Here is a 15,296-nt window from a genome sequence, read left to right on the forward strand (position 1 = left end):
CATGCAGGGCGTTGTCTCAACAGGGCAGAGGTCGATAGTTGACAAGTAACAGACTTCACTCGCAATACACCATCGGGCGGCATCCGTGCCGGCACCCGTGCAACTGCTGACAGGCCCGGCCGGGTCTCTCAGTGTGGGACAACTAGGATGAGCAGCGTGAACTGGACCGTGGACGTGCCCATCGACACGCTTCCCGAGCTTCCGCCGCTGCCTCCGGAAATGCGCAAGCGCCTGGACGACGCCCTGTCGCGCCCGGCCGCCCAGCAGCCCGAATGGCCCGACGCCGAACAGGTGCGTCGCGTGCGGACCGTGCTCGAGAGCGTGCCGCCGATCACCGTGCCCGCCGAGATCGACCGGCTGCACACGCAACTGGCGCAGGTCGCGAACGGTGAGGCGTTTCTTCTGCAGGGCGGTGACTGCGCCGAGACGTTCGCGGACAACACCGAGCCGCACATCCGCGCGAACATCCGGACCCTGCTGCAGATGGCCGTGGTTTTGACCTACGGCGCGAGCCTGCCCGTGGTGAAGGTCGGCCGCATCGCCGGCCAGTACGCCAAGCCGCGTTCGTCGAACATCGACGCGCTCGGCCTGCCGTCCTACCGCGGCGACATCATCAACTCCCTGGTCGCGACGCCCGAGGCCAGGATCCCCGACCCCGGCCGCATGATCCGTGCCTACGCCAACGCCGGCGCGGCCATGAACCTGCTGCGTGCGCTCACCGGCGCGGGTCTCGCCGACCTGCACCGGGTGCACGACTGGAACAGGGACTTCGTGCGCACCTCGCCCGCCGGCGAGCGCTACGAGGCCCTGGCCAGCGAGATCGACCGCGGCCTGAAGTTCATGTCGGCCTGCGGCGTCAACGACCAGTCGCTGCACGGCACGGAGATCTTCGCCTCGCACGAGGCGCTGCTGCTCGACTACGAGCGTGCGCTGCTGCGCCTGGACACCACCGGTGACCAGCCGAAGCTGTACGACCTGTCCTCGCACTTCGTGTGGATCGGTGAGCGCACCCGTCAGCTCGACGGCGCGCACATCGCGTTCGCGGAGATGCTCGCGAACCCGATCGGCCTGAAGATCGGCCCGACGACGTCGCCGGAGATGGCCGTCGAGTACGTCGAGCGTCTCGACCCGCGCAACGAGCCGGGCCGCCTGACGCTCATCTCGCGCATGGGCAACCAGAAGGTGCGCGACGTGCTGCCGGCCATCATCGAGAAGGTCGAGGCGAGCGGCCACAAGGTCATCTGGCAGTGCGACCCGATGCACGGCAACACGCACGAGTCGAGCACCGGCTACAAGACCCGGCACTTCGACCGGATCGTCGACGAGGTCCAGGGCTTCTTCGAGGTGCACCGCCGGCTCGGCACGCACCCCGGTGGCATCCACATCGAGCTGACGGGTGAGGACGTCACCGAGTGCCTGGGTGGCGCGCAGGAGATCTCGGACGACGACCTCGCCGGCCGCTACGAGACGGCGTGCGACCCGCGCCTGAACACGCAGCAGTCGCTCGAGCTCGCGTTCCTCGTCGCCGAGATGCTGCGTTCGTAGAAGTTTCCTGAAGACGAGCTGAAGAACGAAGGGCCCCGCGTCGAGAACGCGGGGCCCTTCGCTTTGTCCTGATCAGAGACCGACGATCGTGATCTCCGTGCCGCGCCTCACCCGTGTGCGCGGCGGGATCGACTGGTTCACGACGGTCGCGTTGTTGCTCTTGTTGAACTCGACCTTCACCTTCAGACCGAGCTTTTCGAGCTCCTCCTTGGCCTCGCGCACCTTCAACCGCGTCACCTCGGGGACCTCGACCTCCTTGTTGCTCTGGAAGAACACGGTGACGCGCTTGTTTGCCGTGCCCTCCAGCACCGTGCCCGCCGGCGGATCCGTCCGCACTGCGCGCGCCTCGTCGCCGTCGGCGGCGTCCTCACCGCTCGCCTCGACCGGCTCCAGACCGGCGCGCTGCAGCTCGGCGAACGCCTCGTCCTTCGACCTGCCCGCGACGTTCGGCACCGGCCTGCGCGGCGCTGGGCCCTTGCTCAGCACCAGGGTCACCGGGTCGGTGGTCTTGATCGCCGTGCCGGGACGCGGATCCAGCGCGACGACCTTGCCGATCGGCACGGTGTCGTGGAACGCGTCCTTCGTGGCGTCCTTGATCGCCTTGAGCCCCGCCGCCTCGATCTCCTTGGTCGCGGCCTCGACGTCGACGCCGACGTTGACGAACGGCACCACGGGCTTGCCGCGCGACACGACGATCTTCACGGGCTGGTTCTTGCGCAGCTCGGTGTTCGGAGCGGGATCGGTGCTGATGACCTGGCCGTTCGGCACGTCGTCGGACGGCACCTTGTCGACCAAGGCGGTGAGGTCGGCGCTGCGGATGAGCTGCGTCGCGTTCTGTTCGGTCTGGCCGACCACCGGGGGCACCGTCGTCCAGCGGCCCGCGCCGACGTACCAGGTGAACAGGCCGCCGATCAGCACCAGCACGCCGGCCACGGAGCCCAGGATGATGAAGAGCCTCTTCTTGCGCTTGCGCGCTTCCTCGACCGGGTCGACCTTCGGTTTCCGGTTCTGCGGCGGGCGCCGCCGCGGCGGTTCCGGCCGCGCCATCGTGCGGGTGGCCGAGATGCCCGGCGGCGGCGTCGGCGGGCCCGTGTTGACGGTCGTCATCGCCGGCTGCACCGGCTGCACCGGCCGGGTCGCCTCGGCGATCGACGGGGGAGTGGCGCCGACCGCGACCGGAACCGGCCGCATGACGACCGTCCTGTCGTTCTCGGGCGCCGTGCCGGGTACGGGCACCGGCTGCGGCGTCAGGCCGACCTCCGACCCCACGCGCTCCAGCTCGGCGAGGAACACGTCCGCGTTCGCCGGCCGCAGCGACGGGTCGCGCCGCGTCGCCTTGCGCACCAGCGTGTCGAGCGCCAAGGGGACGTCCGGGATGGATGGGACGTCCGAGGTCACGTGCTGATAGGCCACTGAGATGGCCGTGTCGCCGCGATACGGCGCCTGCCCCGCCAGCATCTCGTAGAGCACGATTCCGGCCGAGTAGACGTCACTGCGCGCGTCCGCAGCACCCGTCTCAACCTGTTCGGGTGAGAGGTAGGCCACAGTGCCGAGGATCTCGCTGTCGCTCGTGACGCCGTTCTCGGCGATCGCGCGGGCCAGCCCGAAGTCCGCCACCTTGACCTGGCCGCCCGGCCCGATCAGCACGTTCTCCGGCTTCACGTCCCGATGCACCAGTCCGGCCCGGTGAGCGGCACCCAACGCGGACAGCACCGGGCCGAGAACGCTCAACGCGATCGCGGGCGGCAGCTTGCCGCGCTGATTCAGCAGGTCACGGAGGTTTCCGCCGTCGATCAGCTCCATCACCAGGTACACCTGGTCACCGTCGACGCCCTGGTCGTGCACGGACACCACCGCCGGGTGGTGCAACTGTGCCGCCGCGCGGGCCTCGCGCTCGAAACGCGCGACGAAGGCCGGGTCCGCCGTCAGGTGCGGATCCATCACCTTGATCGCCACATCACGATCGAGGCGGGTGTCGCGACCTCGATAGACGGTGGACATGCCACCGCGCGCGAGCACGGAGTCCACCCGGTAGCGCTGCTCGAGCAGTCCACCCATCACGTTCGAAACCGACCTCTCCACAGTGCGAGATGGTAAAGCTCAGGATGACCCGGTTGGCGGAAGGGCGTTCACAGTTCGGTTATGGCATCGTGACCCCCGTGAGTGCGATTCCTGCCGCTGCGGATGTACTGGCTGCCGATCTGGAGGTTCTTCCCCTCCCCGAGGTGGCCGACCGAATGGGACTTCCGGTCACCCGGGTCCACCAACTGCTGCGCGACGGGCAACTGCTCGCCGAGCGGCGCGACGGCGTTCTCGTCGTCCCCGAAGCATTCCTCGCTGCCGGAGGTGTGGTGAAGGGTCTGCCCGGCACCATCACGGTGCTGCGCGACCAGGGCTTCTCCACGGACGAGATTCTGCGCTGGCTCTTCACGGAGGACGAGAGCCTCCCTGGCACTCCGATCGAAGCATTGCGCGGAGACCGTGGGCGTGAGGTAAAGCGACGCGCGCAAGCCATGGGCTTCTAGTTCACACGATGTGGCGGTTCCGGGCTTCTCCGCAGGCGAGAGACGCCCGGAACCCCTGAACTGGTGCGCATGATCATCAAGACACTGCTCGCCGGCGTCACCGCCGTCGGGCTGCTCCTCTCGCCGGTCGCAGCCACCGCGGCTCCGGCCGTGCAGGCCAAGCCGACCACGCTCGAACTCGACGCGGGTGGCGCCACGGTCAAGCTGAAGAAGGGCAACCAGCTCCAGATCAAGGGCAAGCTCGGCGCGCAGGGCGAGCGTCAGCTCACCCTCGGTCTCGACGTGTTCGCCCAGGTCAGGGTCGGTGCGTCGACGTGGACCAACATCTACACCAGGTCCTGCGCGCCGAACTCGACGTTCACCGCGAAGCTCACCATCGACGCGTCCGCTGACCTGCGCCTCTACTTCGCGGGCACCAGCGTCTACGCCTCCGCGACGTCCAACATCGTCGGCGTCGTCGTCATCTAAAGCCGGGTTCATCTGGTCATCGCACGTGCGAGCAGTGCCCGGCCCGCGCCGGGCACTGCCACCGCGAGACGTCGTGAGTTCGGCACAGCGACCCTCCGCCACAGCACCTCGCAGCCGATGAGCCCGAGGATGTCGCGATACAGCGTGAAAGCCGTCTGCATGCAGGGCCGCGACGACGGCGACAGCATCGCGATCCCCGGTTCGGCCGACTGATATATCGCATACGAGTGCGCGACGAGTTCGCCGAGCGCCCGTTGCACGCGGCCGTCCGCGCGACGACTTCGTCGGCACCATTGCAAGAGGTCGCGGTCGACACCGTGCGCGACGAGGACGTCCTGCGGCAGGTACACGCGGCCGCGGTCGAGGTCCTCGCCGACGTCGCGCAGGAAGTTCGTCAGCTGGAACGCCACCCCGAGCCGGGCCGCGTACGGTTCGGCGTCCGCACGGGGCACGACGGTGCCGAGAACGGGCAGCATCTGCAGCCCGATGACCTCCGCCGAGCCGTGCATGTACACGCCGAGGGCGTCGAGGTCGGCGTACTCGGTGACGTGGAGATCCATCCGCATCGACGCGAGGAAGTCCGTGAAGAGCGAGCGGTTGATGTCGTAGCGGCGCATCGTGTCCGCCAGCGCGTGCAGGACCGGGTTCGACGGCTCCTTGTCGAGCATCCGCTCCAACCGGTCGAGCTCGCCCTGACGGTCGTCGACCCCGGCCGCGTCGACGATCTCGTCGGCCCACCGCGCGAACGCGTACAGCGCGTGCACCGCGGGTCGCTGTTCGGGCCGCAGCAGCGTCGTGGCCAGGAAGAAGGTCTTGCCGTACCGCGCGTTCACCCGGCGGCAGGCGGCATAGGCGGTGTCGAGACTCATTCGTAGCGGGTGGACAGGCCGAACGGGTCCGGCTTCACCAGCGACCGCGCCGCGAGCGCCGACACGAGCAGGGCGAAGAACAGGTAGCCCCACGAGTACAGCGCCGTGTCGCCGTTCGGGTACGTCACCAGCAAGAGGAACACCGAGGCGACCGTCACCGTCACGAGCGCGCCCGTGCTCCAGGCGAACCCGGCGGCGAGCGCCAGCGGCCAGCTGAAGTACCACGGCAGCGTCGCGGGGGACAGCAACGCGACGGCCAGCATCGTCAGCGTGCCGCGCCGGATGCTGTCGCGGACGTCGCCGTCACGCGCCGCCCACCACTGCGTGTAGGCGATCCAGATCAGCACCGCAGAGCCGAGCGCCCGCGCCACGCCGATGAAGATGCCGCCGTCGACGTAGACGAACCAGTTCACGACCATGCGCACGAAGTCGCCGACCGCGCTCGGGATCGACAGCCAGTTGATGATCATCGACGAGCTGCGCAGCGCCGGGATCCAGCCGAGGGTCACGCCGGCGACGAGCGTGCACGCGGCGAACGTCCCGAGGAACGCCACCAGGCCGGGCACCAGCGCCTTGCGGAACTGCGTGCGCTTGTCGCCGTCGAGCCGCGCGGCCCAGATCCAGACGAGGAACGGCACGATCACGATCGCCGTCGCCTTCACCGAGAACGCGAGGGCGAGCAGCACGAAGCCGACGATGTGCCGGCGGTCGAGCACCAGCAGCACACCCGCGGCCATCAGCCCGATCATCAGCAGGTCGTTGTGCGCGCCACCGACCAGGTGGATCAGCAGCAACGGGTTCGCGGCCACCAGCCACAGCGCGATCGCCGACTTGCCGCCCAGGTGACGGCTGAGGCCCGGCAGCGCCCAGCACAGCAGCACCAGCCCGCCCGCGAGCGCGAACCGCATCGCGACGACGCCGAGGATCACGCTCGCGTTCGTCGCCCACACGATCGCCTTGGCGACGAGGATGAACAGCGGCCCGTACGGCGCCGGCGTGTGCTGCCACACCCAGCTGACGTTCTCGCTGAGCGTGCTCTGCAGCACCGCGGGCCCGACCTCGTACGGGTCGTACCCGGTCAGCGCGAGCTGGCCCTGCGCCAGGTAGCTGTAGATGTCCTTGCTGAACAGCGGCGGCGCGAAGAGCAACGGCAACGTCCAGACCGTCACCGCGACCAGCACCGCGAAGTCGCCGATCTCACCCCACCGGACGAGGCGGCCGAGCCGGACCCACGCCCAGATCACGAGGCCCAGGCCCAGGTACAGCACCATGCTCGCGAGGTCGTGACCGTGGCCGTAGCGCAGCCAGCTGAGCCCGACCTGGGTGAGCAGCGGATCGCGCTCCAGAATCGCGCCCGCACCCATGCCGCCGAGCGCGATCAGCGCCACACCCAGCAGGCCGAGCATGGTCGTGCGGATGGGGATGGCGTAGGTGTTCGCGCGCACGACAGGTGAAGGCTCCAGCGGAGACACCTCGGAGCTCGTGCGGGGGAGAGACGGAGTTGCTGCCATCGCCCGAACATCGTTGCACAAGGCGTGGAAGCGTCAGCAAGCAACAGCCCGGACTGGTCACGAGGAGTTAATGAAGAAACCAGTCCGGTGACTCATGATCGACTTCAGAACGCCCGCTTCGTGGAACTGATCGCGAGGTCGGCGAGCTTGGTCGCCGCGGGCTCGGCCACGGGAGCCGCGTCGAGGGCGGCCAGCGCGCTTTTCGTGAGCTCCTCGATGCGCTCCTCGACGGCGTCGACGGCACCCACCTTCACGAGCGCGCGGCGGACCTCCTCGACGGTGTCGATGTCGAGGTCGGGTTTGCCCAGAGCGATATCCAACATATCGGCGCCGAACTGCATGCCGAGCGCCACGAGCAGCGTCCGCTTGCCCTCGGCGAGGTCGTCACCAGCGGGTTTGCCGGTCACCTCCGGGTCGCCGAAGACGCCGAGCAGGTCGTCGCGCAGCTGGAACGCGACGCCGATGTCGGCACCGAACGCCCGCAGCCCGTCGATCAGCTCCGGCGAGCCGCCCGCCATCGCCGCGCCCATGTGCAACGGCCGTTCGACGGTGTACGCGGCCGTCTTGAGCCGGTCGATCCGCAGCGCCGCGTCCGCGGACGAGTCGCCCCGCGCCTGCGTCAGCACGTCGAGGTACTGGCCCGCGAGCATCTCGGTGCGCATGTCCCGCCACGGCTCGCTCATCCGCCGCAGCACCTCGGAGGGCAGCCCGGCGGCGAAGAGCATGTCGTCCGCCCACGCCAGCGCGATGTCGCCGATCAGGACCGCGGCCGACATGCCGAACCGCTCCGACGAGCCGAGCCAGCCCTGCTCCCGGTGCCGCGCGCCGAACGCGATGTGCACGGTCGGCTTGCCCCGGCGCACCGACGAGGCGTCCATCAGGTCGTCGTGGATCAGCGCGCACGCCTGGATGAGCTCCAGCGAGCTGACCGCCGTGAGCACCTCGTCCGCGAGCTCACCATCCGGATCACCACCCGCCGCGCGCCACCCCCACCACGCGTAGGTCGGGCGGATGCGCTTGCCGCCGCCCAGCACGAAGTCCGAGAGCGCGTCCACCGCGCTCGCGAAGCTCGGGTCCATCGCCTCGCCCGACGCGCGCCGGGAGGCCAGGTACGTGGTCAACGCTGCTTCGACGTGCTGGGGCAGGGCAACATCGATCGGGTGGTGGGACACATGTCCATGGTCCGCTGTGTCCGGGACCACCCGCATGGCGGGGCCCGCGTACCACATGGTGAGCGGAAGTCTCACCTGGCGGAAATGCCATTAGGGTTGTACCCATGACGTCGGTGGTGGAGCGGCTACAGGGACAGTCCAGTGTCTCGGCCCCCAAGTTCTCGGTCGAGTTCCTGCCACCGCGGGACGCCGAGGACGAGAAGATCCTGTGGAAGGCCGTTCGCGAGCTGGAAGGCCTGGACCCGGCCTTCGTGTCGATCACCTATGGCGCCGGCGGGTCGCGAAGGGACCGCACGATCCGCGCCACCGGCCGGATCGCGCAGGAGACGACGCTGCTGCCGGTCGCGCACCTGACCGCCGTCGACCACTCGGTGGCCGAGCTGCGCAACGTGATCGGCTGGTACGCGGCGATCGGCGTGCGCAACATCCTGGCGCTGCGCGGCGACCCTCCCGGCGACCCGATGGGCGAGTGGGTCGCGCACCCCGAGGGCCTCAACTACGCCGACGAGCTGGTCCGGCTCGTGCGCGAGCTCGGCGACTTCTGCGTCGGCGTGGCGGCGTTCCCGTACGGGCATCCGCGGTCGAGCGACCTCGACACCGACCTGAAGTACCTGCTGCGCAAGCTCAACGCGGGCGCGGACTACGCGGTGGCGCAGCTGTTCCACGAGCCGGAGCCGTTCCTGCGGCTGCGCGACAGGGTGGCGGAGGCCGGCTGTCCGGCGGCGATCCTGCCGGGGATCATGCCGATGCTGTCCGCGCGCGGCCTGGCCAAGATCGTGGAGCTGTCCGGCGCTGACCTGCCGGTGGAGATCTCGCGGCGGCTGGAGCCGTACGCCGACGACCCCGCGGGATTCCGCGCCACGGGCATCGACATCGCGACCGAGATGTGCCAGCGGTTGCTGGAGGAAGGCGTGCCCGCGCTGCACTTCTACACGATGAACCGGTCGAAGGCGACGAAGGAAGTGCTGGGGCGCTTGGGTTTGGTGACCCGCGTCTAGGTCATCACGTTGCGCTTGTGCGCGATGAGAGCGAGCACGACGACGATCAGCGCGGCACCGCCGGTGAGCCCGGCGACGAGCAGCGCCCAGCCGAAGAACGAGCCGGACTCCTCGCCCGCGTACTGCACGGTCGCTTGGAGCATCGACGCCTGACCGGGTTTCGGAGACCACGCGATGGTGTTGTTCTCCTCCTCACGGCCGTTGGTGTTCACGATCTTGCCGGGGAAGCTGACCTTCACCTGGATGTCCGCGCGTTCCACGGGCACCTGGGTGAGGTCGACCGAGCCCGAGAGCGTGACAAGATCACCCGACCGGCGGAAGTTCATGCTGTACCGGCTGTTCGACGAGCTGGTGGCGGAGGAGAGCGTGCGCATCTCCTCGAACGACAGGCCGTTGAAGAACAACTGTGTGCCCGCGTACGCCTCCACCCGGTACGGCTTGGTGGTCACGCGGCTCGCGAGCTCCGGCGGCACCTTGAGCTGGGGACCGGGGTCGTTGTCCTGCGTGGGCGGCGTGGCCGCGACGATCTCACCCGAGACGCGGTCGTCGTCCGACACGGCCATGGCCGCGTACACACGAACGCAACCGCTCAACGAGAACAGGGTGAGCAGCAGGAAGACCGGCACCAGAAGTGCCCGGGATCGACGCACGGCGGACATCCTGCCAGCACGGTCCAAACGACGCAGTACCTCCATTGGTCGTGAGCTTGACTAACTACCTTTTGGTGCCGTGGGCCGCGAGGTAGCGTTTCGCGCCATGGCATCCGTGCACGAGATCAGCAACAAGTACGTCAGCGACTACGTGGCGCTCGACCCCATCACCGCCACCACCCTGGGCTTCGCGGGATCCGATGACCAGCTGACGGACTTCTCGCCGGAAGGGCACGCGGCGCGCGACGAACTCGCCGTCCGCGCTCTGGCGGACATCACCGCCGCAAAACCCGCGGATGCTTCCGAGGAAGCGGCACGCGCCGTCTTCCTCGAACGAACGGGCCTCGAGCACGAGCGTTACGAGCTCGGCCAGACCGAGTCGTCGTTGAACGTGATCGCCAGCCCGATCCAGTCGGTGCGCGACATCTTCGACCAGATGCCGACCGACACGCCGGAAGACTGGGCCACCATCGGGCGTCGTCTTTCCGCCGTGCCCACAGCTCTGGACGGTCTGCGCGCTTCTCTCTCACACGCCGCTTCCCGTGGCCACGTTTCCGCGCTGCGTCAGGTGACCAAGGTCGCCGCACAGTGCGACGTCTGGGCTTCGACGTTCTTCACCTCGTTCGTCGCCTCGTCCGGTGCCGACGGCGCGCTGCGTTCCTCTCTCGACGCCAGTGCCGCCGCCGCTGCTTCCGCGTACGCCGAGTTCGCCTCGTTCCTGCGGACGTCGCTGGCACCCCAGGCGCCGGAGAAGGACGCGGTCGGCGAGGAGCGGTACCGCCTCGGCTCGCGCTACTTCACCGGGTCGCGGCTCGACCTGGCCGAGGCGTACGCGTGGGGCTGGGAGGAGTTCCTCGGCATCGAGGCCGAGATGAAGAAGGTCGCGGCACGGTTGAAGCCGGGCGCTTCACTGGTCGAAACGGCCGCCTACCTCGACGAGCAGCCGCGCTACCAGGTCCACGGCAAGGACGGGCTGCAGGCGTGGATGCAGGAGCTGTCCGACAAGGCCCTGCTCGACCTGCGCGACGTGCACTTCGAACTGCCGGACGCGCTGATGAACCTCGAGTGCAAGATCGCGCCGCCCGGCGGTGGCGTCGGTGCCTACTACACGCCGCCGACCGCCGACTTCTCCCGCCCCGGCCGCATGTGGTGGTCGATCGCCGAGGACAAGACGGTGTTCCCGACATGGCGCGAGACCTCGACCGTCTACCACGAGGGCGTGCCGGGACATCACCTCCAGTGCGCGACGGCGGTGTACCAGGCGGAGACGCTCAACAACTTCCAGCGCCTGATGTGCTGGGTCTCCGGCCACGGCGAGGGCTGGGCGCTCTACGCGGAACGCCTCATGCGCGAGCTCGGTTACCTCGACGACGACGGCGACCTGCTCGGCATGCTCGACGCGCACCTGTTCCGCGCGGCCCGCGTGATCATCGACATCGGCATGCACCTGGAACTGGAGATCCCCGCCGGCACCGGTTTCCACCCCGGTGAGCGCTGGACCCCGGAGCTCGGTCTCGAGTTCCTGCTGACGAGGACGCTGCAGGAGCCCGCGGCGGCCCGCGACGAGATCGACCGCTACCTCGGCTGGCCGGGCCAGGCACCGGCGTACAAGATCGGCGAGCGCCTCTGGCTCGCCGCTCGCGAGGACGCACGGGCCCGCAAGGGCGCCGACTTCGATCTAAAGCGCTTCCACAAGGACGCCCTGGAGATGGGCTCGATGGGCCTCGACACCTTGCGTGAACGGTTGGCGGCCCTCTGACCCACCTCTCCGCCGCAGCACTCTGACCTGCGCAAACCCGCCCTTATGCAAAAGACGTTTGCGGACGTCCGCAAACGTCTTTTGCATAACTGATATATCGGATATCGCTGGCGGGGTGCTACCCGGCGGGGTGAGGGCGCCGGAGCCGGAACATCGAGATGTCGAAACCGGTGCCGGTGAGGCTGCTGTCGAACGGCTCGCCATCGGGGCCGGAGTAGGTCAGCCTGCGCACGTCGTCGTTGGACAGGAAGGCGCCTTCGATCTCGAAGTCGTCGCCACCGCTCTTGATGCGCTGCGACAGCTGGTGGGCCAGGTACTGCGCGAGGCTGTACCCCTTGCCGGTGCCTCCCACCTCGGCCTTGAGCTCCTTGGCGATCTCCGGGTGCGCCCGGTCGACCTTGATCGCGAGTTGGTACGCGGTCATGTAGGGACGGCCGAAGTGGTGGCCAGAGTCGTTGACGATGGTCACGGTCCCGAGCGCTTCACGGACCTTCTCCTGAACCGACAGCCTCTCCCAGATGCTCACGTGGCACGTCCTCCTGCGGCGGCGGATTCGACGGACGGCCTGTCGCGGGATCGCGGGAAGTCGTTACGACGCGGGCGCCCACCGAACGCGCACTCGGTTGGTGATCGGCTCCGAGTCGTCGGTCCGCACGAACTCCAGCCACGGGCCCGGTTCCGGCCGCACCGAGGCGAACCCGTCACCGCTGCGCACCACCGGATGCCCGGTCGCCTGAGCGGAAGCCAGCGGATCCGGGGAGTCGACGACGACGGCCGCGATCACGCCGGTGTACTCGGGCCGGGGTTCCAGGACGCAGAACTCGTTGCCCTGCGGATCGCGCAACACGACCCACGGCACGTCTCGCTGCCCGATGTCGGCGTGCTCGGCGCCGAGCTTCAGGGCCCGCGCCACGATGTCCGCCTGGTGCTCGGGCGACGTCGAGGCGAGATCGATGTGCACCCGGTTCTTCTCGATCTTCGGGGCGTCGCTCCACACGAACGTCAGCTTGAGCTCGTCACCGGCGAACTCGGACCAGAACGCGGCCAGGGCGGAGGGATCGGCTGCGTCGAACGTGATTTCCACGCGTGCGAGGGTACTGTCTCGCGGGTGGCGAAGCTGGTGCTCGGACCGCTCCTCAGACATGTCAACGAGACGTCCGCGACCGTGTGGGTCGAGACGGATGTCTCCTGCGACGTCACGATCGCGGGGCACACCGCGCGTACGTTCCAGGTCGGTGGCCAGCACTTCGCCCTCGTCCGACTGGAAAACCTGGGCCCGCGCACGGAGTACGAGGTCCAGCTCGACAAGCAGACCGTCTGGCCCGAACCCGGCAGCACGTTTCCCAAACCCGTGATCCGCACCGGCGACGTCCGCCGGATCGCCTTCGGGTCGTGCCGTGCCGCGCCGAACCAGCCGGTCGGCCCCGACGCCCTCGACGCCTTCGCGCAACGGCTCATGCACACACCCGAACAGGAGTGGCCGCAGGCGCTGATCCTGTTGGGAGACCAGGTCTACGCCGACGAACCCACCGAGGCCACCAAGCAGTGGCTGCGCGATCATCGCCACGGCACGCACGAACCCGACGGTGAGGTCGTCCACTTCTCCGAGTACGCCCGCCTCTACCACGAGACCTGGGGTGACCCGGAGATCCGGTGGCTGCTGTCGGTCGTCCCGACGTCGATGATCTTCGACGACCACGACGTGCGCGACGACTGGAACACCTCCGCCGCGTGGCGCGCGGAGATGAAGGACAAACCCTGGTGGCGCAACAGGATTCGTGGCGCCATCTCCTCGTACTGGGTGTACCAGCACCTCGGCAACCTCGGCCCGGAGGAGCTCGCCAGGGATCCCTTGTACGCCAAGGTGCGGGCCCAGGGTACGGACGTCCTGCCGCTGCTGGAGGAGTTCGCCGAGGAGGCGGACAAGGAAACGGAAGGCCGCAAGTCCACGTGGTGGAGCTTCCGCCGCGACTTCGGCCGCGCCAGGCTGCTGATGGTCGACACGCGCTGCGGCCGCATCCTCGAGAACGGCCGGCGGAAGATGGTCAGCGACGCGGAGTTCGAGTGGCTCGAACGCAACGCCGACGGCGAGTACGACCATCTGCTGATCGGCTCGTCGCTGCCGTGGCTGATGCCGCACGCGCTCAGCCACTTCCAGTCCCTCAACGAGATCGGCGCGCGCAAGAAGGGCTGGCAGGGACGAGCGGCCGAGAAGATCAGGCAGGCCGCCGACCTCGAACACTGGCCGGCGTTCCGCGAGTCGTTCGACCGGCTCACCCGCATGATCGAGAAGGTCGCGAACAACGGCGCCGCAACGGTGTGCGTGCTCTCCGGCGACGTCCACCACAGCTACGTCGCCGAAGCCGAGTTCCCCGCGCCGACCAAGGCGACCGTCACGCAGCTCGTGTGCTCCCCTGTGCACAACGAGCCGCCGGACGTGTTCCTGCCGATCTTCCGGCTGTCGTGGTCCCGCATCGCCGCGTGGGTGTTCCGGCGTCTCGCGAGCCTCGTCGGCGTGCCGAAGGACCTGGTGCGCTGGCGTAAGACCAGTGGCCCGCACTTCGGGAACTCCGTGGCACTGCTGGAGTTCGACGGCCGCCGCGCCTGCTACCGGCTGTTCTCGGCAACGGGAGCGGAAACCGCGTCGGTGTTACTTGGTCGCGAGCCGCAGTAGTGCCCACAGCTGTGCGATCGCGTCGTGGTCGCCGATCACCTCGACCATCCGGTCGGGCAGCCGGCCCCACAGCCAGCGGTACATCGTCATCGGGAGCGCCGACACCTGCGCGTCGGCCAGGTGGGCGTCCTCCGGATTGACGACACGCCATGCCGACGCACCGTGCGGACCACAACGCGTCAGCCACTCGTCGTCGCCGACCCGAATGGCGACCAGCCCGTCCCGTGACCCCCGCACGCCGAGCACGTCCAGCTTGTGCCCCAGCCACAACGTGAGCACCTCGTCGACACCGTCGATCGCGACCTCGTCGGCGACGGCGCCGACCTCCATCCCGGCGGCACCTTGGATGTCCATGCGGTGCAACGTCGTCTCGTGCGCGAGCCGTCGCCGCCAGAACCCGTAGTTCTGCTGCACCGGCCACCACGTCGCGCACGGCTCGTTCTCCTCGTGCGCGCTCAACTCCTCGATCACGGCCTCCGCGCCCGAACGCATGAAGTCCAACGGGTCTTCGCCGTCCGCGGGAAACTCCTGCCATTCCCCGGCTTCGGGCTTGCGGCCGAGCCTGATCCACGCCAGCGCGATGCGGTAACCGCTGCCGACGTGCCGGACGGTCTCCCCGAGATTGAGCCCAGGACACGCGGGCACACCCTTGTGCGGCGGCTGGCCGATCGCGGACATGGCGAGCAGTTCTGCCTCACGACGCAACACCTCCAGTGAGTTCACCGCCTCGCCTCGTTCATCACGCGGTCGACGAGAGTCACGAACTGATCGGTCTGACGCACCAGGTCGTCGGCCGTGCGCGCGTTGACGTGTCTGGTGATGCCTGCGAGCACAGCAGCACGCGTGGATGACCACGACGCGAAGAACGCGGCCCACTCCTGCATTTCCGGCGCGATCGCGGCGAGCAGCACCCACGCGCTGGTCGGCTTCGAACGCCCGCGATGGGGCCGTCCTCGCAACGCGAGCACCGCGGCGGCAGCACGCAACGCGGCGAGATAGGCGGTGGCGAACCGCTCCGGCGGCTCCGGCGTGCGCTCCGACTCGGCGAGCGAGTCGCGAGCCTGCTGCAGCAGCGCGAGCGCGGATGCGGGTGGCAACGGGATGGGGAAGTCGATGGCAGTCATC

General features: G+C 68.7%; 15 protein-coding genes. 6 read left to right on the top strand and 9 right to left on the bottom strand.

All coding sequences use genetic code 11. The features are described from left to right. Positions 1 to 156: 156 nt before the first annotated feature. Positions 157 to 1,545 carry a class II 3-deoxy-7-phosphoheptulonate synthase gene (locus C8D87_RS30105; protein ID WP_109640543.1) on the top strand — a complete coding sequence of 463 codons (1,389 nt, stop codon included), beginning with the start codon at positions 157 to 159 and terminating at the stop codon, positions 1,543 to 1,545. 72 nt (positions 1,546 to 1,617) lie between these two features. Here the strand turns inward: C8D87_RS30105 and pknB are convergent, their stop codons facing one another. Next, positions 1,618 to 3,627, bottom strand: coding sequence for a Stk1 family PASTA domain-containing Ser/Thr kinase (gene pknB, locus C8D87_RS30110; protein WP_112229211.1), 2,010 nt, complete (start codon positions 3,625 to 3,627; stop codon positions 1,618 to 1,620). 77 nt (positions 3,628 to 3,704) lie between these two features. Between pknB and C8D87_RS30115 the strand changes: the two genes are divergently transcribed. Beyond that, entirely contained in the window at positions 3,705 to 4,070 is a 366-nt protein-coding gene (locus C8D87_RS30115) for an Rv2175c family DNA-binding protein (RefSeq protein WP_233442358.1), read from the top strand. Positions 4,071 to 4,139: 69 nt separating this feature from the next. Next, a complete protein-coding gene (locus C8D87_RS30120) occupies positions 4,140 to 4,538 on the top strand; it encodes a hypothetical protein (protein WP_109640541.1) in 399 nt (132 codons plus the stop codon). Positions 4,539 to 4,546: 8 nt separating this feature from the next. Here C8D87_RS30120 and C8D87_RS30125 read toward each other — a convergent pair whose 3' ends face one another. The 3 genes from C8D87_RS30125 to C8D87_RS30135 all read right to left on the bottom strand — a co-directional run bounded on the left by C8D87_RS30125 (position 4,547) and on the right by C8D87_RS30135 (position 8,090). Then, complete coding sequence (locus tag C8D87_RS30125) at positions 4,547 to 5,407, bottom strand: phytoene/squalene synthase family protein (RefSeq protein WP_112229212.1); 861 nt, start codon at positions 5,405 to 5,407, stop codon at positions 4,547 to 4,549. Next, the gene (mptB, locus tag C8D87_RS30130) at positions 5,404 to 6,918 is read right to left on the bottom strand and encodes a polyprenol phosphomannose-dependent alpha 1,6 mannosyltransferase MptB (RefSeq protein ID WP_170166630.1); all 1,515 of its coding nucleotides are present in this window, start codon (positions 6,916 to 6,918) and stop codon (positions 5,404 to 5,406) included. Before mptB ends, C8D87_RS30125 begins: the two co-directional genes overlap by 4 nt. 104 nt (positions 6,919 to 7,022) lie before the next feature. Further along, positions 7,023 to 8,090 (bottom strand): polyprenyl synthetase family protein, encoded by a 1,068-nt coding sequence (locus C8D87_RS30135; RefSeq protein ID WP_411711470.1) that lies wholly within the window; start codon positions 8,088 to 8,090, stop codon positions 7,023 to 7,025. 104 nt (positions 8,091 to 8,194) lie between these two features. Between C8D87_RS30135 and metF the strand changes: the two genes are divergently transcribed. Further along, positions 8,195 to 9,088, top strand: a complete 894-nt coding sequence (gene metF / locus C8D87_RS30140) for a methylenetetrahydrofolate reductase [NAD(P)H] (protein WP_112229213.1) — start codon at positions 8,195 to 8,197, stop codon at positions 9,086 to 9,088. Here metF and C8D87_RS30145 read toward each other — a convergent pair. Further along, positions 9,085 to 9,738 carry a DUF3153 domain-containing protein gene (locus C8D87_RS30145; RefSeq protein ID WP_109640661.1) on the bottom strand — a complete coding sequence of 218 codons (654 nt, stop codon included), beginning with the start codon at positions 9,736 to 9,738 and terminating at the stop codon, positions 9,085 to 9,087. The two genes, metF and C8D87_RS30145, sit on opposite strands and share 4 nt — an antisense overlap. A 106-nt stretch (positions 9,739 to 9,844) precedes the next feature. Here C8D87_RS30145 and C8D87_RS30150 point away from each other — a divergent pair, with 106 nt between their 5' ends. Continuing rightward, positions 9,845 to 11,497, top strand: coding sequence for a DUF885 domain-containing protein (locus C8D87_RS30150; protein ID WP_112229214.1), 1,653 nt, complete (start codon positions 9,845 to 9,847; stop codon positions 11,495 to 11,497). 118 nt (positions 11,498 to 11,615) lie between these two features. On the opposite strand, the gene C8D87_RS30155 is transcribed toward C8D87_RS30150, so the two are convergent. Continuing rightward, positions 11,616 to 12,023, bottom strand: coding sequence for a hypothetical protein (locus C8D87_RS30155; protein ID WP_112229215.1), 408 nt, complete (start codon positions 12,021 to 12,023; stop codon positions 11,616 to 11,618). A 63-nt stretch (positions 12,024 to 12,086) separates the two neighbouring features. Continuing rightward, a complete protein-coding gene (locus tag C8D87_RS30160; protein WP_112229216.1) occupies positions 12,087 to 12,581 on the bottom strand; it encodes a VOC family protein in 495 nt (164 codons plus the stop codon). A 24-nt stretch (positions 12,582 to 12,605) separates the two neighbouring features. Between C8D87_RS30160 and C8D87_RS30165 the strand changes: the two genes are divergently transcribed. Then, a complete protein-coding gene (locus C8D87_RS30165; RefSeq protein ID WP_112229217.1) occupies positions 12,606 to 14,171 on the top strand; it encodes an alkaline phosphatase D family protein in 1,566 nt (521 codons plus the stop codon). On the opposite strand, the gene C8D87_RS30170 is transcribed toward C8D87_RS30165, so the two are convergent. Together C8D87_RS30170 and C8D87_RS30175 are read right to left on the bottom strand one after the other, a co-directional pair. Further along, the gene (locus C8D87_RS30170) at positions 14,148 to 14,894 is read right to left on the bottom strand and encodes a maleylpyruvate isomerase N-terminal domain-containing protein (RefSeq protein ID WP_233440111.1); all 747 of its coding nucleotides are present in this window, start codon (positions 14,892 to 14,894) and stop codon (positions 14,148 to 14,150) included. The genes C8D87_RS30165 and C8D87_RS30170 overlap by 24 nt on opposite strands. Further along, positions 14,891 to 15,295 (bottom strand): SAV_6107 family HEPN domain-containing protein, encoded by a 405-nt coding sequence (locus C8D87_RS30175; RefSeq protein WP_109640533.1) that lies wholly within the window; start codon positions 15,293 to 15,295, stop codon positions 14,891 to 14,893. Before C8D87_RS30175 ends, C8D87_RS30170 begins: the two co-directional genes overlap by 4 nt. Position 15,296: the final 1 nt, after the last annotated feature.

The organism is Lentzea atacamensis (genome assembly GCF_003269295.1).
Lineage (GTDB): Bacteria > Actinomycetota > Actinomycetes > Mycobacteriales > Pseudonocardiaceae > Lentzea > Lentzea atacamensis.

Bases quoted from the DNA above. Each gene is read 5' to 3' on its own strand.
- C8D87_RS30125 (WP_112229212.1), bottom strand. From the start codon at position 5,407: ATGAGTCTCGACACCGCCTATGCCGCCTGCCGCCGGGTGAACGCGCGG.
- C8D87_RS30120 (WP_109640541.1), top strand. From the start codon at position 4,140: ATGATCATCAAGACACTGCTCGCCGGCGTCACCGCCGTCGGGCTGCTC.
- mptB (WP_170166630.1), bottom strand. From the start codon at position 6,918: ATGGCAGCAACTCCGTCTCTCCCCCGCACGAGCTCCGAGGTGTCTCCG.
- metF (WP_112229213.1), top strand. From the start codon at position 8,195: ATGACGTCGGTGGTGGAGCGGCTACAGGGACAGTCCAGTGTCTCGGCC.
- C8D87_RS30150 (WP_112229214.1), top strand. From the start codon at position 9,845: ATGGCATCCGTGCACGAGATCAGCAACAAGTACGTCAGCGACTACGTG.
- C8D87_RS30175 (WP_109640533.1), bottom strand. From the start codon at position 15,295: ATGACTGCCATCGACTTCCCCATCCCGTTGCCACCCGCATCCGCGCTC.